This window comes from Aeromonas sp. ZOR0002, assembly GCF_963866995.1.
In the GTDB taxonomy this organism is placed as follows: domain Bacteria; phylum Pseudomonadota; class Gammaproteobacteria; order Enterobacterales; family Aeromonadaceae; genus Aeromonas; species Aeromonas caviae.
This window is the reverse complement of record NZ_CAWMFQ010000330.1, coordinates 77,326-97,572: the sequence shown is the minus strand read 5'-3', so window position 1 is coordinate 97,572 and position 20,247 is coordinate 77,326. Positions and strand designations below refer to the sequence as shown.

Here is a 20,247-nt window from a genome sequence, read left to right as displayed (position 1 = left end):
CGGCGGCGGGCTCGGATGCGGCGGCCGGGGCCTCAACGGCGTGTTCGGTTGTATTCACGGATGTCTTATCCGCGACCACCGGCCCGTCACCTTGCGCCTGGGCGGCCTTCTTGGCCTTGGCCCGTGCCAGGGCGGCGGCGATGGCGGCCTTCTTGGGATCCAGCTCTGCCTTGGGATGTTGCTCCCCAGGTGCCGGGGTGTCAGCCAGCCCATTGCCCTCGCCATTGGCGGCCTTGGCGGCCTTGGCGGCCTTGGCGGCACGACGGGCGATGGCCTCCTGCTTGCGCGCCTCACGGGCGGCAATCATGGCCTCGTTGTCCGGTGCGGGTTCACTCACGGCCACCTGGGCCGTCTCCTGTTTGGCCTTGATGCGGGCCAGGGCGGCGGCGACCGGATCTTCGCCCCCGGCCGTCGTCATGGCCTGGCGACGCTGGGCTGCGGCCTCGGCGTGGCGGGCTTCGCGGGCCGCCTTCTCACGCTCGAAGCGAGCCTGCTTGGCCTCGAAGCGCTGCTTGGCACGTTCGGCCTTCTCGGCCTCGGCACGGGCCTCGCGGATGTCATCCTTGGCGATCTTGTAGTACTGCACCAAGGGGATTTCGCTCGGGCAGACCCAGGCACAGGCGCCGCACTCGATACAGTCAAAGAGGTTGAGCTTCTCGGCCTTGTCGTACTCCTTGACCCGGCTGTACCAGTAAAGCTCCTGGGGCAGCAGGGTGGCGGGGCAGGCATCGGCGCAGGCACTGCAACGGATGCAGGCCTGTTCCGGGCCGGGGGGCGGCAGCTCGGCGCGGGTGGGGGAGAGCAGGCAGTTGGTGGCCTTGACCACGGGGACCATGGCGTGGGGCAGGGTGAAGCCCATCATGGGGCCCCCCATGATGACCCGCTGATCCGCCTCCGGTTGCAGCTCGAAACGCTGGAGCAGCCAGCGTACCGGCGTGCCCAGACGCACCCAGGCATTGCCGGGTTTCTTGAAGGCGTCGCCGGTGAGGGTGACGATGCGCTCGATGAGCGGCTCCCCATCGATGATGGCGCGCTTGATGGCAAAGACGGTGGCGACGTTGAGCACCATGATGCCCATGTCGACCGCCCGGCCTCCCTTGGGCACCTGGCGTCCGGTGAGCAGCTCTATGGTCTGTTTGGCGCCGCCGGAGGGGTACTTGGTCGGTACCGACTTGACCAGCACGTCGGCGTCGCTGGCATGGCGGGTCAGGGCCTCGATGGCCGCCGGTTTGTTGTCTTCCACCCCGATCAGGGTGAGCTTGGGCTTGAGCAGGTGCTTGAGTACCCGGATGCCGTCCATGATCTCGTCGGCGTACTCCTGCATCAACCTGTCATCCGTGGTGATGTAGGGTTCGCACTCCAGCCCGTTGATGATGAGAATTTCGGTGAGCTGGCCACGGCCGTCGAGCTTGCTGTGGGTCGGGAAGACGGCGCCGCCGAGCCCGGCGATGCCGGCCTGCTGGATGCGCTCGAGCAACGCCCCCCGCTCCAGGTTCCAGTAGTCAGGCTGGGGTGTGCGCTCGCCCCAGGCATCGTCTCCGTCCGGGGTGAGGAGGATGCAGAGATCGTCAAGACCGGAGGGGTGCGCCACCGTGTGCTGCTCGATGGCGGTGATGGTGCCCGAGGTGGAAGCGTGCACCGGCACGATGCGTCCCTTGTCAAAACGGGTGAGGGGTTGCCCTTTCTTGACCTTGTCCCCCACCCGCACCAGCAGTTCGCCGGCCGGACCCGCGTGCTGGCGCACCGGAATGATGAGCTGTGGGGGAAGGCCCGCGTCAACGACGGGGGTCAGGCTGGACTGGTGCTTGTTCTCGGGGGGATGGATGCCGCCGTGAAAATCCCACAGAGTGCCGGCTTTGATGCGTTCGAGCAGATGCTGCATGGTTACTCCGCTGTTTATTCCACTATCTTGACCGGAATGGCGACCTTGGCCAGATCCCATTTCCAGTTGTCGACCGTGGTCGGCACCGGGATCATTTCGATACAGTCGGTCGGGCAGGGGTCGACGCAGAGGTCGCACCCGGTGCACTCGGCCGCGATGACGGTATGCATCGCCTTGGTGGCACCCAGGATGGCGTCGACCGGACAGGCCTGGATGCACTTGGTGCAACCGATGCACATGTCTTCGTGAATGAAGGCCACCTTCTTGACGGGGATTGCCGCGTCTTCACCGCCGTCCAGAGACTGGGGCTCGACCCCCATCAGGTCGGCAATCTTGCGCATGGTGGCGTCGCCACCGGGCACGCACTTGTTGATCTTGTCGCCATTGGCCAGGGCTTCGGCGTAGGGTTTGCAGCCCGGGTAACCGCACTGGCCGCACTGGGTCTGGGGCAACAGGGCATCGAGCTGATCGACGATGGGATCGGCCTGCACATGAAACTTGACGGCGGCAAAGCCGAGAATGATGCCGAAGGCCAGGGCAAGCAGGGCCAGCACCAGAATGGCAAAGAGTATGTGAATCATAGCGTTATATCTTGATGAGGCCGGTAAAGCCCATGAAGGCCAGCGACATCAGGCCAGCGGTGACCATGGCGATGGAGACGCCACGAAACGGTGCCGGCACGTCGGCGGCCACCAGCCGCTCACGCATGGCGGCAAAAAGGATCAGCACCAGGGAGAAGCCGACGGCGGCCCCGAAGCCGTAGATGATGCTCTGGATGAAGTTGTGGCGCTCGTTGATGCTGAGCAGCGCCACGCCGAGCACGGCACAGTTGGTGGTGATGAGCGGCAGGAAGATGCCGAGCAGGCGATAGAGGGTCGGGCTGCTCTTGCGGATCACCATCTCGGTGAACTGGACCACCACGGCGATCACCAGAATGAAGCCCAGGGTGCGCAGGTAGGCGATCTCCAGCGGGATCAGGATGTAGTGCTCCATCAGATAGGAGCAGGCGCTGGCCAGCGTCATGACGAAGGTGGTGGCCAGACCCATGCCGATGGCGGTTTCCAGCTTGCCGGAGACACCCATGAAGGGGCAAAGGCCGAGGAACTTCACCAGCACGAAGTTGTTGATCAGCACGGTGCCGACCAGTAAAAGCAGGTACTCAGTCATTGAAGATGGGTTATCCGGTATGAAGGCGGCCGTATTATCTGATGTTAGGTGCCTTTAGACAACCGCAAGGCCGTATGGTTATTATTCGAATGCCCAATTCATGGAGGCATTGTGCGCCCTTTACCCGTCCTGACGCTGACCCTGGCCATGCTGCTCTGGTCCAGCTCCTTCATCGCCCTCAAACATGTGCTGGAAATCTGGTCCTTCGGTCAGGTGCTCTTCATGCGGATGGGGGTGGCGTCCTGTTGCTGGCTGCTCTGCTACCGCCAGCTTGGCCGCGTCACTTACCAGAAGGGGGATTGGCGCTGGTTGGCCCTGATGGGGGCGCTTGAGCCCTGCCTCTACTTTCTTCTTGAAGTCAACGCCCTGCGTTACACCAGTGCCGGCCAGGCCGGTATGGTCTGTGCCCTGCTTCCCCTGATGGTGGCTCTGGTGGCCTTCGTGCTGCTTGGAGAGCGGGTGAGTCGCCGCCAGCTGCTGGGCTTTGCCATCGCCATCGTTGGCATCGCCCTGCTGGGGTTGGGGGAGGGCGCCGACGAGTTCGCCCCCAACGCCCTGCTCGGCAACAGCCTGGAGATGGGCGCCATGCTCTGCGCCGCCACCTATTCCGTGGTATTCAAAAAGCTCTCCAGCCGCTACGGGGTGATGACACTGACGGCGTTGCAGGCCTTCGTCGGCATGCTCTTCTTCGCGCCCTTTGCCTTCAGTGCGCCCTGGCCCGCGAGCTGGGCCTGGCAGGACATGGGGGTCATCCTCTTCCTCGGCGCCTTCGTGACCCTTGGTGCCTACCTGCTCTACAACTGGTCGGTGACCCAGGTGAAAGTGACCCTGGCGGCTGCCTATGTGAACCTCATACCGGTCTTTACCCTGCTGCTCGCCTATCTGCTGCTGGGAGAGACGCTCACGGCCCTGCAATGGGTGGCCTGTGCCGCCGTGCTGGCCGGCATCGGGGTGGGCCAGCTGCCGTCCGGCAGGAAGCGTGCGCAGGCCGTCGCCACCGGGGGATGAGTCGCCGTCATTGGGCTACAGTCTGGGCAGGGAAACACGCTGTCTAAGAAGGAGCCGACCGATGAGCGACATGCACTTGCTGGCCGCGGCCAAAAGCCTGTTGAGCCATCCCCCCTTTACCCTGGCCGATGCCAGAGCCCTGGAGGCGCTGGAAGAGGAAGCGGTGGGGGAGGAGGGGCTCTGCATCGCCGCGCTATGGGACATCGCCCTCGCTTTGGCGGACGAGGAAGCCAGACACTATCTCCTGGGGGATGGCTGAGCGGGTTTCGGGTGGGCGGACAGCAATGACAACGGGGGGCCTGGGCCCCCCGTTGTCATTGGCAGCTGTCGCTCAGATGGAGAGGCTCTTGACGGTGTCCGACACCGAGTTGGCGTCCTCGATGATCTCCTTGATGACGTCGGCGATGATGGTGGCCTGCTCCTGACCTGCCACCGCCTTGTCGGAGACGACGGAGACGGTCTGGGTGATCTGTGAGGTGATCTCCGAGTTGTGCTTGATGACGGTGACGATCTCGCTGGTGGAGCTGGAAGTGCGCGCCGCCAATTGCCTCACCTCGTCGGCCACGACCGCGAATCCCCGCCCCTGTTCCCCGGCGCGGGCCGCCTCGATGGCGGCGTTGAGGGCCAGGAGGTTGGTCTGATCCGCGATGCCGCTGATGGTGGAGATGATGGATTCGATGCTCCTGGATTGCTGGTTGAGCTGCTCTATCTGCTTGCTGACCGCATTGACCGAGGTGTTGATGTGGGAGGAGGTGTCGAGCACCCTGTCGATGACCTCCCGTCCCCTGGCGGCGCTCGCGACGGTTTCGCTGGCGATGGCACATGCCTTCTGGGCCGCTTCCCGGGTGGAGATGGATTTCTCCACCCGTTCGGTGATGTCGCTCGCCAGCTTGATGATTTTGACCACCTTGCCCTCGTGGTTGAAGATGGGGTTGTAGGTGGCCTCCAGCCAGATCTTCTCCCCCCGGTGACCCAGACGCATGAAAAGCCCTGACTTGATGTCACCCGAACCGAGATCTTGCCAGAAATAGGGGTTATTCTGGTAGAAATCGCTGTCACAGAAGAGGCGATGATGCTTGCCGACCACCTCTTCCAGCCGGTAGCCAAAGCAGTTGAGGAAATTCTGGTTGGCGGTGATGACGGTGCCATCGGGTTGGAAATCAATGACCGCCAGGGACTTGTCCAGCGCTGCCAGCAGGGCCTGGGTGCGCTCCAGAGTGGATTGCTGCTGGGTCACGTCGGAGGCGACCTTGGCGATCCGCACCACCTTGCCGTCGATCACGATGGGGAAATAGGTCGCCTCCAGCCACACGGCCTTGCCGGATTTCGACTGGCGAATGAAGCGGCCGCTGCGGGAGACGCCGTGGCGCAGATCCTGCCACAAGGTCTCGTAATCCCGGGTATTGACGTCGTCGGGGAAGCAGAGGGTGCTGTGATGCTTGCCGATCACCTCGTCACGCTCAAATCCCACGATCTTGAGAAACAGCGCGTTGGCGAAGGTGACCACTCCCGCCGGGGTGAACTGGACGAAGGGGACCTGCAACTGGATAGCCTGTTCAAATGCCCCCAGCTCCACCACCCTTGCCGCTTGTTCACTGGCTTCCTTGCTTGCTTTTTGATTCCAGAACATGACAGTGCTCCTCCATGAGACCCTTGAATGAGATAACGACCAAATCTGAGTAAATTAACAATAGCATTGCGTCCTGATGAGTCGTCATCGAACTCAAATTAACTTTTTATTTTTCAATGTTGATAAATGGTTTTTTAATTGTGGGGTCTCGTACAAGGGTTATTTATCTCCTGGGCCGCCCTGGCCCCAGGGAATATTGGCATGAAGGCGCCTCTTTTGGCACTGACAATTGTCACGATGCCCCTATATATCGCCTTCATATGAACCCAGTGGCACGCCATGTGGCCTATATGGGGATTCAATGAGTCTTATATGGGCACGGTGAAATAGGTGGAGGCGGGGATCTGGAAATAGCCGCTATCTGACTCTCTGGTGTGAGAAATAAACGGCCAAGGGTGTGAGTTTTTGGATATGCGGCATGTGTGAACTCGTGACGACATTGCCGCTTCGGTATATTTCCTGTCCCGAAACAGGGGTGTTTATTTTGCCTGCAAGGTGGAGAGTTTCTGGTTCAGGGACTCAATCTCTTTCTGATATCGGGTAGTGACCGACTGCATCTCTGCCGAGACATTGCGGGATCTTGCCTTGTTCTCCGTGATCTGGGTCATCTCGTTGTTCATCTTCTGCTTTTTGGCCTCGATCTCGGTGCGCAGCGCCTCGGCCTGGCGTTGTTTCTGGCCGTTCGCCAGGCTCTGCTCTATCTCCCGGGTCTGGCTGGCCGCCTGCTCCACCGCCTCGGGGGAGGGGGTATAGACATTGAGTGCCATGGGTTTGGCGTCGCTGCTGCAGGGGATGTCGCTGAAGGTGATCTGCCCATCGCGGGCGCATTGATAGACAGCCGCCTGGACAACGGGGACGGTGGCAAGTCCCAGGCAGGCGAGAGAGATGACCAGCATGCGTGACATAGACTCCTCCTTGAATCCTCTTCCTTGCACACTAGTACATGGCGCAAGGTCAGACAACGGCCTCGTTCCGGGTGTGACATTCCGGTCCTCACGTTGCCTCTCTCTGGTCCATGGCGGGGAGATCTCCTGCGCAATGGGTGTGCCATGGCGGCATAAAGCGACGGATCCCTGCCTGTTTCCCCGCAGTTCAACACATCAGAGCACCATAACGGGCCGCAATGAGGTATCTTATGCCCCGATTTCATCCATCAAACGGATAAGAGACAACACATGATCATCAAACCCAAGGTTCGCGGCTTTATCTGCACCACCACCCACCCGGTCGGTTGTGAAGCCAATGTTCGTCGCCAGATCGCTTACACCCAAGCCAAGGGCGCCATCGAGAATGGCCCCAAGAAGGTGCTGGTGATCGGCGCTTCCACCGGCTATGGTCTGGCCTCTCGCATTGCCGCAGCCTTCGGCAGCGGAGCTGCCACCATCGGTGTCTTCTTCGAAAAGCCGAGCTCCGAGACCAAGACGGGCTCCGCCGGCTGGTACAACTCCGCCGCCTTCGACAAGGCCGCCAAAGAGGCCGGCCTCTACGCCAAGAGCATCAATGGCGATGCCTTCTCCCACGAGTGCCGTGCCAAGGTGATCGAGCTCATCAAGCAGGATCTGGGTCAAATCGATCTGGTGGTCTACTCCCTGGCCTCTCCGGTGCGCAAGCTGCCGGACACCGGCGAAGTGGTGCGCTCAGCCCTCAAACCCATCGGCGAGGTCTACACCTCCACCGCCATCGACACCAACAAGGATCAGATCATCACCGCCACCGTCGAGCCGGCGAATGAGGAAGAGATCCAGAGCACCATCACCGTCATGGGCGGCCAGGACTGGGAACTGTGGATGGCGGCTCTGCGCGATGCGGGTGTGCTGGCTGACGGCGCCAAGTCCGTGGCCTACTCCTACATCGGTACCGACCTGACCTGGCCCATCTACTGGCATGGTACCCTGGGCCGAGCCAAGGAAGATCTGGACCGCGCCGCCACCGCCATCCGTGGCGATCTGGCTGCCAAGGGGGGGACCGCCCACGTGGCCGTGCTCAAATCCGTTGTGACCCAGGCCTCCTCTGCCATTCCCGTGATGCCGCTCTACATCTCCATGGCCTTCAAGATCATGAAGGAGAAGGGCATCCACGAGGGTTGCATGGAGCAGGTGGACCGCATGATGCGCACCCGCCTGTACGGCGCCGACATGGCGCTGGACGAGCAGGCACGCATCCGCATGGATGACTGGGAACTGCGTGAAGACGTGCAGCAGACCTGCCGTGATCTCTGGCCCTCCATCACCACCGAGAACCTCAGTGAACTGACCGACTACACCGGCTACAAGCAGGAGTTCCTGCGCCTGTTCGGTTTCGGTCTGGACGAGGTGGACTACGATGCGGACGTGAATCCGGACGTGCAATTCGACGTGGTCGAGCTGTAAGTCGGTCACCAGCACAGACAGGGCCCTGCGGGGCCCTGTTTTTTTGCAGCAGACTCAACCTGTTGCCTCAGGTTTATTATCCGCGATCACCTTTTTCCCCGAACAAACCCGCTAGGCTTGCGCTGTCCGGATCACAGACGGCACCGCCGAGGTACGAAAGTCATGACCACATCCCATGAGGCGCCCAAGAAGCGCCAGCTCCCCACGGTTTATACCCTGCTTTTTATCATCATCGCCCTGATGGCGGCCCTCACCTGGGTGCTGCCGGCGGGCAAATACAACTATGTGACGGCCAAGACCCAGCAGCCGGTGGCGGCAGCGGCCGTGGCCGACTACAGCGGTGACGAGCGACTGCTGCCGGTACCCGGCAGTTACACCGAGCTCCCTTCCCAACCCCAGGGGGTATTCGATGTGCTCAAGGCGCCCATCCAGGGCTTTCACAAGGCGGCGGACGTGGCACTGTTCGTGCTCATCATCGGCGGCTTTCTGGCGGTGACCATGCAGAGCGGTGCGCTGGATGCCGGGGTCGGGGCCATAGTGCGTACCTTCGCCGGGCGCGAGCGGCTGCTCATCCCGGTGCTGATCGCCCTGTTCGCCCTGGGTGGCTCCACCTTCGGCATGGCGGAGGAGACGGTGGCCTTCTGGGCACTCATCGTGCCGGTGATGATGGCGGCGGGCTTCGATCGCATGGTGGCGGCGGGGATCATCCTGCTCGGCTCCGGGGTCGGGGTGCTCGCCTCCACCGTCAATCCGTTTGCCACCGGCATCGCCTCCGGTTTCGCGGGTATCCCCATCGGTGAGGGGATAGGGCTACGGGTCATCCAGTGGCTGCTGCTGGTGATCTTCGCCTCCTGGTTCGTGATGCGCTACGCCAGGCAGGTGCAGCAGGACAAGTCCCGCTCCGTGCTGGCCGACATCGTTTATGACGACGAGTTCTCCCAGATGAAGAGCAGCAACCTCGCCTTCAGCGGCAAGCAGAAGCTCACCATGCTGGTCTTCTTCGGCACCTTCCTGCTGATGATCTATGCGGTGGTGCCCTGGTCCGATCTGGGCATCGATCTGCTGCCCACCCTGGGCTGGTGGTTCGACGAGCTCTCCACCCTCTTCTTCAGCGCCTCCATCCTGATTGCCCTCATCAACCGGATGCCGGAGTCCAACTACGTGGCGACCTTCCTGAACGGGGCGCGGGATCTCATCGGGGTGGCCCTGGTGGTGGCGGTGGCGCGCGGCATCTATGTGGTGATGGAGCACGGCGTCATCATCGACACCATACTGCACTGGGCCGAGGGGCTGGTGAGCGGGCTGTCGTCGTCGGTCTTCATCCTGATGGCCTATCTGGTGCACATCATCCTGAGCTTCTTCATTCCCTCCACCTCGGGGCTCGCGACCGTCTCCATGCCGCTGATGGGACCGCTGGCGGACTTCTCCGGCATCTCCCGGGATCTGGTGATCACCGCCTATCAGTCCGCCTCCGGCTGGATCAACCTGTTTGCCCCCACCGCCGCCCACCTGGTGGCGGGGCTGGCGCTCGCCAGGATCCCCTACGATCGCTTCGTGCGCTGGGTGCTGCCCTTCATCATCGGGGTGGGGCTCATCACCATGGCGGTGCTGGTGGCCGGGGCCCTGCTCCACGACTGATGGCGCGGATAGAAAACGACAGACAACAAAAAGGCTCCCGCGGGAGCCTTTTTCATGAGCCTTGCTTACTGCTTGTAGCCCTTGAGGAAGCGGGCGAGGCGACCGATAGCCTCTTCCAGCTCCTCTTCCCGGGGCAGGAACACCAGCCGGAAGTGATCCGGCGCCGGCCAGTTGAAGCCGGTGCCCTGCACCAGCAAGAGCTTCTCCTGCTGCAGCAGGTCGAACACCATCTTCTGGTCATCGCGGATGTCGTACACCTTGGGGTCGAGGCGCGGGAACATGTAGAGCGCCCCCTTGGGCTTGACGCAGGAGACACCGGGGATCTCGTTCAAAAGCTCCCAGGCTTTGTCCCGCTGGCGACGCAGGCGGCCCCCCGGCAGGATCAGCTCGTTGATGCTCTGGTAGCCCCCAAGGGCGGTCTGGATGGCGTGCTGCATGGGCACGTTGGCACACAGCCGCATGGAGGCCAGCATCTCCAGCCCCTCGATATAGCCCTTGGCACGACCCTTGGGACCGGTGATGACCATCCAGCCCTGGCGGAAGCCACAGGCGCGGTAGGCCTTGGAGAGGCCGTTGAAGGTCACCACCATCACATCGTCGCACAGGGTGCAGACGCTGGTGTGGGAGATATCGTCGTAGAGGATCTTGTCGTAAATTTCGTCGGCGAAGATGATGAGGTTGTGCTGACGGGCGATCTCGATCACTTCAAGCAAAAATTCGCTGCCGTAGACGGCGCCGGTCGGGTTGTTGGGGTTGATCAGCACCAGGCCGCGGGTACGCGGGGTGATGCGGGCGCGGATGTCGTCGAGATCCGGGTACCAGTCAGCCCCTTCGTCACAGCGGTAGTGCACCGCATGGCCGCCGGAGAGGGTGACGGCCGCAGTCCAGAGCGGGTAGTCGGGGGAGGGCACCAGCATCTCGTCGCCATTGTTGAGCAGCGCCTGCATCGCCATCACGATGAGCTCGCTCGCACCGTTGCCGATGTAGATGTCGTCGATGTCGACCTTGCGCATCCCTTTTTGCTGGTAGTACTGCATCACCGCCTTGCGGGCGGAGAAGAGCCCCTTGGAGTCGCAGTAGCCCTGGCTCTGGGGCATGTTGAGGATCACATCCTTGATGATCTCCTCCGGTGCTTCGAAGCCAAACGGGGCCGGATTGCCGATGTTGAGCTTGATGATGCGGTGACCTTCGTCTTCGAGACGGCGAGCTTCTTTGTGCACCGGGCCGCGGATGTCATAGCAGACATCGTCGAGCTTGTGCGACTTGTCGATAGTGAACATGGTGAGCGTGATTCCTTCCCCGTGGGGCGCGTTGGCAGAAAAGCTGTTTTTAGTATCAAATTTCTCTGCCCCTATTCTTCACAGAATTGAATGCTAGAACAATCTAATTTATGGAATAAATCCCTGATATTTACCCCTGAAACAGGGTTGTTGAAATGTTAAATTCAGCATGATCGTTTGCCTCTCTTTGGTAGATTAGTGAAAGATGAGGGGCAGATTCATAAAGCAACATGAGTGTATTGAAATATCTCCCCCATCTGGCACGATTGGCTGGGGTAAAAAAGGCCCCGACCCGTCGGTCTGCCAGGGGAGCACGCAGGCACGGGGGCTCATCTTCCCGCTCTCGAGGTTCACTCATGCAGGCACCCGCCACCGGTCGCTACCGCCATTTCAAGGGGGGCTATTACCAGGTTCTGGCCCTGGCCTTGCACACCGAAACCCAGGAGCAGCTGGTGATCTATCAATCCGAACAGGATGGTCAGGTCTATGCCCGCCCCGTCGCCATGTTCATGGAGTGGATTGAACATCAGGGACAGGTGGTGAGCCGCTTCACGCCGGTGGCCTGAGGCAGGCTTGGCGACATGAAAAAAGGCGCCAGAGGCGCCTTTTTTCATGGTGTCGGGGCTTACAGACCCAGATTGGCTCTGGCATAGGCCTCAAAATCGGTGCAGCCGCCGATGTGCTGCTCATCCAGGAAGATCTGCGGCACAGTGGTGACCGGCTTGCCCGCCTTGGCGGCGAGATCGTCCTTGGTCAGCCCGGCCACGTTGATATCCACGTAGCGGAACTCGAAGTCATCGCGCTCCTCGGTCAGTTGCTCGGCAATCTGCTTGGCACGCACGCAATACGGGCAACCGGGACGACCAAAAATCTCTACAAACATCTTTTCTCTCCATTAAACAAGCCGTTGAAGAAGGCCATTGAGACGAGGCTGGGCACAGCATAGCCGTGGCGCCCTGTCAGTCAAAGCTGAAAATAGCGATGCTTACGTTCGCCATCTCCGATTGCGCCCACTGCTGATGATGGCGCCAGCGTCCCCCAAGGCCGGGGAATCGGGCCGCCTTGCCGGCAAGGCAGCCCGTCTATCACTGCTCGACGATCTGGATGGGTTGTTGCTGGTAGATGCTCTCCAGCACGCCTTTTTCGAAGACGGTCCAGGGCCAGGGCGCCTTGCTGGCGCGGTAGCGCTCGTGGGTCGCCGGATCCTGGGAGAGACCGCGCTGGAACATCACGAAGGCCTTGCGCTGGCCACCGGCGGTGTCGATGAAGCCGGCGAGGTTCGACGTACCTGTGATGGTACCGGTCTTGGCGTGTACCTTGTTCTTCATCATGGGAGCGGTGACGCTGCGTCGCCAGGCCAGGGTGCCGTCTACCTGGGAGCTTGGCAGCAGCTTGATGAAGTCGAGCTCGGCATCGTTCTTCTGGATGAAGTTAAGCACCGACAACATCTGGCGCGCGCTGATGAGATTGTGGGCGGAGAGGCCGGAGCCGTCGGCCAGGGTGGCGTTGCCAAGGTCAATGCCGTGCTTGGTCAGGATGGCGCGCACCGCCATGGTGCCGCTGCGATAGCTGCCCGGCTTGTTGTAGTAGTGATGCCCCACGGTTTTGAGGAAGGTATCGGCGTAGAGGTTGTCGGACTTTTTCAACATCTTGGCGAGCATCACCGGCAGGGAGACAGAGTAGTGGGTCGCCAGGGTCTGGGCACCGACAGGGGCCTGATGGGTGACCCGCAGCAGGCCGTCGTGGCTGATCCCGGCGCGGTTCATGGCCCAGCGGATGTTGTCCCAGCCCCAGGCCTCCACGTCATGGATGGCAAAGCGCAGCCCTTGTGGCTCCTTGTTCGGGGTGATGCAGCCCTTGAGCTCGTAGAAGTTGCCCTTGGCCATGTCTACTTCCAGAGCGCAGAACTGACGCGCCATGTCGCCATAGCTCATCACCTCCACGTTGTCGGCGCCGATGCCGATGGGCACGCCGCTGGCCACGTTGCCCACCGCAGGCTTGCCAATCTGGGTGGCGGTGATGGTGCCGTAGGCGCAGTTCTTGTCGATGATGACCGAGGAGACGGGAGCGGCGAAGCAGAGGGTCTGATCCCCCCAGGACCAGCCGTTGCCACGCTCATAGCCGTTGTAGGCACCGGTGTTGACATAGACGTTGCCCTGAATGCGGGTGACGCCCAACTGTTTGAACAGGGCAACCAGATCCATGCGCGACAGGGTCGGGTCGCCGACGAAGTTGATCCAGATGTCGCCGTTGATGGTAGTGCCCTGTTTGGCGCCGGGCTGGGCCTGGATGTCGGTGGCGAAGCGGAAGTCGGCACCGAGTTCGAGGCGTGCAGCGAGCGCGGTCAACACCTTCATGGTGGAGGCGGGGGCTATCATGTCATCGGCGTGACGGGCAAATTCCACCCCATTGTTGCCCTGTACGATGACGGCGTACTGGCCCCCCTTGGGCGGGGTCAGCGGGGCGGCCTGGACCGCCAGAGAAAAGAGAGCACAAAAACCAATCAACAGCCGCTGCATAGGATCCTCTAACTGAACGAAAGGGCGGCATCAGAAACCGCCCCGATAATCAAACCGGGTGACTGCCGGGTATCGCCTGCCATGGGGTCAGGCCGGGGCGTTGGCAGTCCGGTAACGCCCCTCGTAATCGAATATTTTTTCCTTCACCTGCCAGAAACGTCCCGACTTGCGGGCGATGACGAAATCCGGGTGACGGAACTGGTCTGCCGCGAGCATCACGCTCGCCAGGGTAGTGAATTCGGGCTCCAGGCCCGGGGCGGGCCAATGATGACGCACAAAGCGTTGTTGAAACAAGCGCTGTGCACCCCGGGAGTGAAAGGGGAAGTACTCCGTCAGGGTCAGGCCATCCTCGTCGTGGTAGGTCACCTCCAGCCGCTCCCCCTGCTTGCCGCGCCCAGGGCTCAGGGTCAAACCGGCGCAGCGGATCACCATGCAGTCCTTGAGATTGAGGGCCTCCTTGAGCTTGTCGTCAGGGTCCACCAGCAGCTGGTCACAGCGTTGGCAGCGGCGGGCGGCGATGTCGTTTTCAGCGCCGCATCCAGGGCAGATCTTGGCGCGAAAGCGGTAGTCGCACTCCTCGCGGTTGCCCTCGTCATCTTCAAACAGTCCCTGACAGCGGCGGCCGTAGTGCTCGATCACCTTGCCATCCTCGTCGGTCTTGCCCCAGAAGGTGTTGGCAAAGCCGCAGGCGGGGCAGGGTACCTGAACCGGCTCGGTACCGGCGTGGGGCCTGGGCTCCCCCACTTCGGGGGCAAACAGGTTGAAGTTGTTGCCTGCGTAGTCGAGCACCAGGCAATCGCTCTTGCCGGGTGAGAGGCGCAGGCCCCGTCCCACAATCTGCTGATAGAGCGACACCGATTCGGTGGGACGCAGCATCACGATGAGGTCGACGTGGGGGGCATCAAAACCGGTGGTGAGCACCGCCACGTTGACCAGAAACTTGAGCTCGCGCGCCTTGAAGGCACTGATTAGAGCGTCGCGCTCCGGTCCCGGCGTCTCGCCGGTGACGAGGGCGGCCTGCTGGCCTCTGGCACCGAGCAGGCCATGAATTTCCCGGGCATGCTCGACGGTGGCGGCGAAGATCATCACCCCCTGCCGGTCGGCCGCATACTCCAGCACCTGGCTCAGGATATGGGGGGTGACCCGCTCCTGGCGCTTGATCTCGCCGTTGAGCTGCGCCTCGCTGAACAGGCCGTTCTCCCGCGGCACCAGCTTGCTGAAGTCGTAGTGGACGATGGGGGCGTCCACCAGGCGCGGCGGGGTCAGGTAGCCGTTTTTCACCATGAAGCGCAGGGGCAGTTCGAACACGCAGTCACCGAACAGCCGCTCGCCGTGGCTCTTGACCATGCCGTGGTAGTGGCGCCGGTAGATCCAGCCCAGCCCCAGCCGATAGGGGGTGGCGGTGAGCCCGAGGATCTTGAGGGCCGGATTGGCGGCCTTGAGATGCTCGATCACCTGATGGTATTGGCTGTCGTCATCGAGCGAGACCCGGTGGCACTCGTCGATGATGAGCAGCGAAAAAGCGCCGTCGAAGGCCTCCAGATTGCGCGCCACCGACTGCACCGAGCCGAACACCACCTGGGCGCTCGCCTCCTTGCGTGCGAGCCCGGCGGCGAAGATGTCGGCCTTGAGTCCCCAGGCCTCGTACTTGGCGTGGTTCTGCTCCACCAGCTCCTTGACGTGAGCCAGCACCAGCACCCGGGCACGGGCCTTGCGGGCCAGTTCGGCGATCACCAGGCTCTTGCCGGCCCCGGTGGGCAGCACCACCACGGCGGGATCCGGGTGTTTGCGAAAGTGGCTGATGACAGCGTTGACCGCGTCGGTTTGATAGGGTCTGAGAACGAACATGGGGAACGGCTGTGGCGCAAGGTGGCGCCATTATAGGGATCTTGCGGGGAAAATGCAGCGAGGGGGGCGTGCTGACAGGAAGCGGGCCGGCAAGATGCCGGCCCGTGCAGGTCAGGGACCTCAGTGGAAGGGGAACAGGTAGTTGAGCCAGCTACCCATGCGCATCAGGATCTTGCGCATGATGGCCACGTGGTGGAAGTGCTCGGTATAGATGGCGGCCTGACCGCTGGAACCCGCGATCACCTGGTAGTTTGCCCACTCGGGATCGGTGATCTCGAGCACGATGGGCAGGCGACCCGGTACCTGGGCCGAAGTCTGATCGATAAGACCCGCCTGTGCCTGGATGTTGCCCGGAGCCATGGCCGGGATAACGGACTGCACCTTGGCCTTGAAGATGCGACCCGGAATGCCGTCGAGCACGACTTCGGCCTCGTCACCCGCCTTGAGCCGCTGCATGCTGTTCTGCCAGAACCAGCCGACATAGGCATTGGCATCTTCATGAATGAAGGTCATCACGGGGCGGAACATGAAGGGGGCGGCAATCATGCCCGGGCGCAATGCCAGTTGCACGACATGACCGTCACTCGGGGCGTAGACCACGGTCTGCTCCAGATCGTACTTGGCGATGTTGAGCTGGGCACTCAGGTCATTGAGGGTCGCTTTCTGCTGATCTATCTGGGCGACGATGTCATCCACGTTGGCCTGGGTGACGTCGAGGTCGCGCTGTTTGCCGATGCCCCGTCGCATCAGCTCCTGGGCGCGATCCCTGTCCAGGCTGGCGGAGCGCAGGCGGGCGTCCAGAGCCTTCAGAAAATCGGTGTTGGAGGCGAGGCGCGCCGTCAGGCTGGCGACCTTCTCCTGGAAGGGCTCAGCGTCGATGCGAAACAGTACATCCCCTTTCTTGACCGGCTGGTTGGGCTTGACCGGGACGTCGGTGACACGTCCCTTGACCAGGGGCACGACCGGTGTGGAGACATAATAGTTGCGAGCCAGCTCGGAATAGGGGTGGTTGTAGTTCATCAGCATGATGAGTGTGCCGATGATGATGACGCCACCTAGCACGGCGGTCGGCACGGTCCACTTGTTGAGCGGGATCTTGAAGATCTTGAAAATACCTATGCAGAGGGCCGTATAGGTGAGAATAAGTAGCAGGTCCATGGGGCGTTACCTATTTGTCGGTCTGTTCGAGCGTGGTCATGCGAGCCTGCAGCGCGGCCAGCTCCTCTTTGAGCGCGCTGATCTCGGTTTCGTCATGTTGCAGTCGTTGCGTGAAGCCCCAGCCACGATCGGGGCGATATATCGTGGCCCAGATCCAGAGGAAGGGCCAGAGCACGTGCAGGGTGAACAGGCTGACCCAGCCTGCCACGTGAATGGCGTCCTGATGTGGGTGATTACGGTGCTTGGCAATTTCATATGGAATATCGTGAATGACGATAATGCCATAGAACATGACCAAGACGACAAACACCAGGATCCCCAGGGCAATGTAGTCAAGTACCATAGATTTCTCCCGTCTGAGTCGCAAACAATGCTTCGATTATCGAGTCGAGGCTTCGGCAATAATGACAGCATATTCCGTCGGTGCAAGTCTGCAATCGGAGAGTTGGCATACCGGTACAGGCATGGTTCATCGGTTGCTTGTTTATCACACAAAATTGATTTGGTTAGATAAAATCAAACAGCAATGGATGTCCGAGCGGAGCAAGGTGAGAGGTGAGCCTGATGAACGAATGGTGCAGTGGCAAAGGATGGCGGCTTGGTCTGTTGCTGATCTGCCTGTTGTGGTCCCGCCTCGGCTGGACCGCCGAGCCCAGGATGGAGCCCAATGTGCAGGAGCGGGCACAGACCCTGGTCCTGCTTCATGAACCCATCGTCATGTTGACGGCTAAATATGGCAGCCTGGATGGGGCGGCCAGGGTACGGCTGGCCCATGAGCGAGTTCAGCGGATGGAGCCAAGCGACCTCATGACGCCTGTGGCCGTGGTGAAAGGCTCCCGGCACGGCCAGGAGAGCCGGGAGTTTCTGGTCAATGGCAAGCGCATTCTGGTGCTGCTGGAAGGGGATCTGGATGAATTCGACGAGCTGACCCTGGATCAGGCGGCCGAGCGCGTCCGGCATCGGCTCGACGGCGTGCGTATCAAGTATGTCGAGCTTCACTCGACCCCCTATTTGGTCAAGGCCGTCGGTTTGGCGTTGGTGGCCAGCCTGATCTTCTTCGGCCTCATCTGGCTGTTGCAGCGGGGGCATCGGCGAATCAGAAAGTGGCTGGCCAACCGCCTGCTGCTGCAGAAGGGGCTGATCCCCCACTCCTGGCGTCAGGTCACCGGGAATGTCGAGGTCCGCTTGCTCGGCCTTATCACTCTGCTGCTCATCTTCATGCTCACCTATGGCTGGCTGACCTATGTGCTCGGCCTGTTCCCCCAGACCCGGGCCTGGAGCGATCGGCTTGGGGAATCCCTGTTTGCCCTGTGTGGCGACATGCTGGAGGGCATGATTGCCGCCATGCCCGGTCTGGTGACCGTATTGCTTATCGTGGTCATCACCCGTTTCTTCATCAAGATGCTGGCCATCCTCTTCGACCGTATCGAGCGTGGCCAGTTTCGGGTGCAGGGGTTGCACGCCGAAACCATAGGCGCCACCCGGCGACTGCTGTCAGTGGTGATCTGGCTGTTTGCCCTGACCGTGGCCTACCCCTATCTGCCGGGGGCGGATTCCGATGCCTTCAAGGGGATCAGCGTCTTCTTCGGTCTGATGGTGACACTGGGATCGGCCGGTATCATGAACCATGCCATGAGCGGCCTGGTGCTCATTTACTCCCGCGCACTGCGGCCAGGGGATCTGGTGCAGATCGGCGAGGTGGAGGGGATGGTGAGCGAGCTCAACGCCCTCTCGACCAAGCTGGTGACGCGCCAGGATCACGAGGTCACGCTGCCCAATGCAGTGGTGGTGGGGGGCAAGGTGGTGAACCTGACACGGCTGGCGGGCGAGAAGGGGGTGGCCCTGCTGACCAAGGTGACCATCGGTTATGACACCCCCTGGCGTCAGGTACATGCCATGCTGGAGCTGGCCGCGCGGCGTTGCACCCGGCTCAATCAGGATGAAGCTCCCTTGGTGCGGCAGTTGAATCTGCAGGATTGGTATGTGGAGTACGAGTTGCAGGTAAGAATGAAGGCAAGCGAACTCCCTGCAGTGGTCAAGACGGAGCTCCATGGCCATATTCAGGATGTCTTCAACGAGTTCGGGGTGCAGATCATGTCCCCCAACTTCATTGCCCAGCCGGAGCAGGCTGTGCTGGTGGCCAGGGAGCAGTGGTATCAGGCGCCGGCCCGGGCGCCCGATTCCGCCGAGCCCCCCGCCAGGGAGTGACCACAAAAAGCAGAGGCCCGGCAGCAATGCCGGGCCTCTTGTCATGAAGAGAAGCTGATGCCTCAGCTCTCTTTGGCCTCTCTCAGTTGGGAGGGCCTGAATTTTACCAGGAAGGCGAGGGTGATGAGGGCGGTGCTCACCAGACCGATGATGGTGGAAACATTCATCTCGAGGCCGAAACCGATAGGGGCGTTGGCCAGGTAGGTGATGACCACTGCGGTCATGAAGATGGCGGGAATGGTGCATACCCAGTGCAGCTTGCCTTCCTTGATGAGGTAGGCGGCCGCAGCCCACAGCATGATGACGGCGGTGGTCTGGTTGGCCCAGCCGAAGTAGCGCCAGATCACCCCGAACTCGGCCTTGGAGATGATGAAACCAAGGATGAACATGGGGATGGCGATGAGCAGACGCTTGGCCATGGGCTTCTGGGTCAGGTTCAGGAAGTCCGCCACGATGAGGCGGGCACTGCGAAACGCGGTGTCACCGGAGGTGATGGGCAGGATCACCACGCCGAGGATCGCCAGGATGCCGCCCACGGTACCGAGCAGGCTGGTGGAGACTTCGTGCACCACGGCAGAGGGGCCGCCGCTGGCCAGGGTGGCGTTGAGTGCCTCGGTGCTGTCGTAGAAGGAGAGACCCAGGGTGCACCAGATGAGGGCGATGATCCCTTCCCCTATCATGGCTCCGTAGAAGATGAAGCGACCGGAGCTCTCGTTCTGCATGCAGCGCGCCATCAGCGGAGACTGGGTGGCGTGGAAACCGGAGACGGCACCACAGGCGATGGTGATGAACAGCAGCGGCCAGAGCGGCAGATCTGTCGGGTGCAGGTTGGAGAAGTCCATCCCTGTGTTGTAGAAGCCCTTGCCGGAGACGATGAGGCCGATGATGAGGCCGACGGACATGAAGACCAGCAGCGCGCCGAAGATGGGGTAGAAGCGGCCGATGATCTTGTCGATGGGGACGATGGTCGCGAGGATGTAGTAGGCGAAGATGGCCACAATCCAGTAGACCAGGTCGGTGGAGGTGAGGTTGGCCAAGAGGCCCGCCGGGCTCAGCACGAACACCACGCCCACCAGCATCAGGAGCACCACGGCAAACAGGTTCATGAAGTGCTTGGCGGCGGTGCCCAGGTGCTCACCAACCACGGTCGGTACAGAGGCGCCCTTGGCGCGTACCGACAGCATGCCGGAGAAGTAGTCGTGAACCGCGCCGGCGAAGATGCAGCCGAAGACGATCCAGAGCATGGCGACCGGGCCGTAGAGGGCACCCAGGATGGGGCCGAAGATGGGGCCGACGCCGGCGATGTTGAGCAGTTGAACCAGGTAGACCTTCTTGTCCGACATGGGGACATAGTCCACCCCGTCCGCCATGGTGATGGCGGGGGTCTTCAACTCGGGTTTGGGCCCGAATATCCGTTCGATGAATTTGCCGTATATGAAGTAGCCGGCTATCAACAAGCCGACACAGAGGAAGAACCAGATCATTGCTACGCTCCTGCTTTGTTATTTTTTGGTGTGCGCAGCCAGTGTAGGTGGGGACT

18 protein-coding genes and 1 pseudogene are annotated in these 20,247 nt (G+C 61.5%); 6 read left to right on the top strand and 13 right to left on the bottom strand.

Annotated elements, in window-relative coordinates:
- From rsxC to rsxA, 3 genes are all read right to left on the bottom strand, one after another.
- The coding region (gene rsxC / locus AACR77_RS18055; RefSeq protein WP_231563276.1) for an electron transport complex subunit RsxC at nt 1-1,882 on the bottom strand (1,882 nt) is incomplete at its 3' end.
- A 14-nt stretch (nt 1,883-1,896) separates the two neighbouring features.
- Nucleotides 1,897-2,463, bottom strand: coding sequence for an electron transport complex subunit RsxB (rsxB, locus tag AACR77_RS18050; protein ID WP_042017194.1), 567 nt, complete (start codon nt 2,461-2,463; stop codon nt 1,897-1,899).
- A 4-nt stretch (nt 2,464-2,467) separates the two neighbouring features.
- Nucleotides 2,468-3,049, bottom strand: a complete 582-nt coding sequence (gene rsxA / locus AACR77_RS18045) for an electron transport complex subunit RsxA (RefSeq protein ID WP_039038677.1) — start codon at nt 3,047-3,049, stop codon at nt 2,468-2,470.
- Nucleotides 3,050-3,160: 111 nt separating this feature from the next.
- Between rsxA and AACR77_RS18040 the strand changes: the two genes are divergently transcribed.
- Nucleotides 3,161-4,057, top strand: a complete 897-nt coding sequence (locus AACR77_RS18040) for a DMT family transporter (RefSeq protein WP_041212829.1) — start codon at nt 3,161-3,163, stop codon at nt 4,055-4,057.
- A 61-nt stretch (nt 4,058-4,118) separates the two neighbouring features.
- A complete protein-coding gene (locus AACR77_RS18035; RefSeq protein ID WP_039038678.1) occupies nt 4,119-4,316 on the top strand; it encodes a hypothetical protein in 198 nt (65 codons plus the stop codon).
- A 72-nt stretch (nt 4,317-4,388) separates the two neighbouring features.
- Here AACR77_RS18035 and AACR77_RS23205 read toward each other — a convergent pair whose 3' ends face one another.
- The 3 genes and pseudogenes from AACR77_RS23205 to AACR77_RS18025 form a co-directional block, all read right to left on the bottom strand.
- Nucleotides 4,389-4,820 carry a methyl-accepting chemotaxis protein gene (locus AACR77_RS23205; protein ID WP_256094419.1) on the bottom strand — a complete coding sequence of 144 codons (432 nt, stop codon included), beginning with the start codon at nt 4,818-4,820 and terminating at the stop codon, nt 4,389-4,391.
- A gap of 108 nt (nt 4,821-4,928) precedes the next feature.
- Nucleotides 4,929-5,687: pseudogene (locus tag AACR77_RS23200) on the bottom strand (PAS domain-containing protein); the annotation flags it as partial.
- 479 nt (nt 5,688-6,166) lie between these two features.
- Entirely contained in the window at nt 6,167-6,592 is a 426-nt protein-coding gene (locus AACR77_RS18025; protein ID WP_042883177.1) for a DUF4124 domain-containing protein, read from the bottom strand.
- A gap of 270 nt (nt 6,593-6,862) precedes the next feature.
- Between AACR77_RS18025 and fabV the strand changes: the two genes are divergently transcribed.
- Entirely contained in the window at nt 6,863-8,056 is a 1,194-nt protein-coding gene (gene fabV / locus AACR77_RS18020) for an enoyl-ACP reductase FabV (protein ID WP_041212832.1), read from the top strand.
- 162 nt (nt 8,057-8,218) lie between these two features.
- A complete protein-coding gene (locus tag AACR77_RS18015; RefSeq protein ID WP_042883174.1) occupies nt 8,219-9,694 on the top strand; it encodes a YfcC family protein in 1,476 nt (491 codons plus the stop codon).
- 65 nt (nt 9,695-9,759) lie between these two features.
- Here the strand turns inward: AACR77_RS18015 and AACR77_RS18010 are convergent, their stop codons facing one another.
- A complete protein-coding gene (locus AACR77_RS18010) occupies nt 9,760-10,974 on the bottom strand; it encodes a pyridoxal phosphate-dependent aminotransferase (protein WP_005302243.1) in 1,215 nt (404 codons plus the stop codon).
- A gap of 356 nt (nt 10,975-11,330) precedes the next feature.
- Here AACR77_RS18010 and AACR77_RS18005 point away from each other — a divergent pair, with 356 nt between their 5' ends.
- Nucleotides 11,331-11,540, top strand: coding sequence for a DUF1653 domain-containing protein (locus tag AACR77_RS18005; protein WP_010674028.1), 210 nt, complete (start codon nt 11,331-11,333; stop codon nt 11,538-11,540).
- 59 nt (nt 11,541-11,599) lie between these two features.
- On the opposite strand, the gene AACR77_RS18000 is transcribed toward AACR77_RS18005, so the two are convergent.
- The 5 genes from AACR77_RS18000 to AACR77_RS17980 all read right to left on the bottom strand — a co-directional run bounded on the left by AACR77_RS18000 (nt 11,600) and on the right by AACR77_RS17980 (nt 16,842).
- Nucleotides 11,600-11,857 carry a GrxA family glutaredoxin gene (locus AACR77_RS18000; protein WP_010674029.1) on the bottom strand — a complete coding sequence of 86 codons (258 nt, stop codon included), beginning with the start codon at nt 11,855-11,857 and terminating at the stop codon, nt 11,600-11,602.
- A gap of 202 nt (nt 11,858-12,059) precedes the next feature.
- A complete protein-coding gene (dacB, locus tag AACR77_RS17995; protein WP_042883171.1) occupies nt 12,060-13,493 on the bottom strand; it encodes a D-alanyl-D-alanine carboxypeptidase/D-alanyl-D-alanine endopeptidase in 1,434 nt (477 codons plus the stop codon).
- Nucleotides 13,494-13,580: 87 nt separating this feature from the next.
- Nucleotides 13,581-15,341: a DEAD/DEAH box helicase gene (locus AACR77_RS17990; protein WP_042883168.1), complete on the bottom strand. Its 1,761-nt coding sequence runs from the start codon at nt 15,339-15,341 to the stop codon at nt 13,581-13,583.
- A gap of 120 nt (nt 15,342-15,461) precedes the next feature.
- Complete coding sequence (locus AACR77_RS17985; RefSeq protein WP_039038992.1) at nt 15,462-16,499, bottom strand: HlyD family secretion protein; 1,038 nt, start codon at nt 16,497-16,499, stop codon at nt 15,462-15,464.
- Nucleotides 16,500-16,509: 10 nt separating this feature from the next.
- The gene (locus AACR77_RS17980) at nt 16,510-16,842 is read right to left on the bottom strand and encodes a DUF3302 domain-containing protein (protein ID WP_042017210.1); all 333 of its coding nucleotides are present in this window, start codon (nt 16,840-16,842) and stop codon (nt 16,510-16,512) included.
- Nucleotides 16,843-17,063: 221 nt separating this feature from the next.
- On the opposite strand from AACR77_RS17980, the gene AACR77_RS17975 reads away from it, so the two are divergent.
- Nucleotides 17,064-18,707, top strand: coding sequence for a mechanosensitive ion channel family protein (locus AACR77_RS17975; protein WP_042883166.1), 1,644 nt, complete (start codon nt 17,064-17,066; stop codon nt 18,705-18,707).
- Between the two features lie 62 nt (nt 18,708-18,769).
- Here the strand turns inward: AACR77_RS17975 and AACR77_RS17970 are convergent, their stop codons facing one another.
- Complete coding sequence (locus AACR77_RS17970) at nt 18,770-20,191, bottom strand: carbon starvation CstA family protein (protein WP_042883163.1); 1,422 nt, start codon at nt 20,189-20,191, stop codon at nt 18,770-18,772.
- Nucleotides 20,192-20,247: the final 56 nt, after the last annotated feature.

Bases quoted from the DNA above. Each gene is read 5' to 3' on its own strand.
- AACR77_RS18010 (WP_005302243.1), bottom strand. From the start codon at position 10,974: ATGTTCACTATCGACAAGTCGCACAAGCTCGACGATGTCTGCTATGAC.
- AACR77_RS17990 (WP_042883168.1), bottom strand. From the start codon at position 15,341: ATGTTCGTTCTCAGACCCTATCAAACCGACGCGGTCAACGCTGTCATC.
- rsxA (WP_039038677.1), bottom strand. From the start codon at position 3,049: ATGACTGAGTACCTGCTTTTACTGGTCGGCACCGTGCTGATCAACAAC.
- AACR77_RS18035 (WP_039038678.1), top strand. From the start codon at position 4,119: ATGAGCGACATGCACTTGCTGGCCGCGGCCAAAAGCCTGTTGAGCCAT.
- AACR77_RS18025 (WP_042883177.1), bottom strand. From the start codon at position 6,592: ATGTCACGCATGCTGGTCATCTCTCTCGCCTGCCTGGGACTTGCCACC.
- AACR77_RS17975 (WP_042883166.1), top strand. From the start codon at position 17,064: ATGAACGAATGGTGCAGTGGCAAAGGATGGCGGCTTGGTCTGTTGCTG.
- AACR77_RS18015 (WP_042883174.1), top strand. From the start codon at position 8,219: ATGACCACATCCCATGAGGCGCCCAAGAAGCGCCAGCTCCCCACGGTT.
- dacB (WP_042883171.1), bottom strand. From the start codon at position 13,493: ATGCAGCGGCTGTTGATTGGTTTTTGTGCTCTCTTTTCTCTGGCGGTC.
- AACR77_RS17970 (WP_042883163.1), bottom strand. From the start codon at position 20,191: ATGATCTGGTTCTTCCTCTGTGTCGGCTTGTTGATAGCCGGCTACTTC.
- AACR77_RS17980 (WP_042017210.1), bottom strand. From the start codon at position 16,842: ATGGTACTTGACTACATTGCCCTGGGGATCCTGGTGTTTGTCGTCTTG.
- AACR77_RS18005 (WP_010674028.1), top strand. From the start codon at position 11,331: ATGCAGGCACCCGCCACCGGTCGCTACCGCCATTTCAAGGGGGGCTAT.
- AACR77_RS18000 (WP_010674029.1), bottom strand. From the start codon at position 11,857: ATGTTTGTAGAGATTTTTGGTCGTCCCGGTTGCCCGTATTGCGTGCGT.
- rsxB (WP_042017194.1), bottom strand. From the start codon at position 2,463: ATGATTCACATACTCTTTGCCATTCTGGTGCTGGCCCTGCTTGCCCTG.
- fabV (WP_041212832.1), top strand. From the start codon at position 6,863: ATGATCATCAAACCCAAGGTTCGCGGCTTTATCTGCACCACCACCCAC.
- AACR77_RS17985 (WP_039038992.1), bottom strand. From the start codon at position 16,499: ATGGACCTGCTACTTATTCTCACCTATACGGCCCTCTGCATAGGTATT.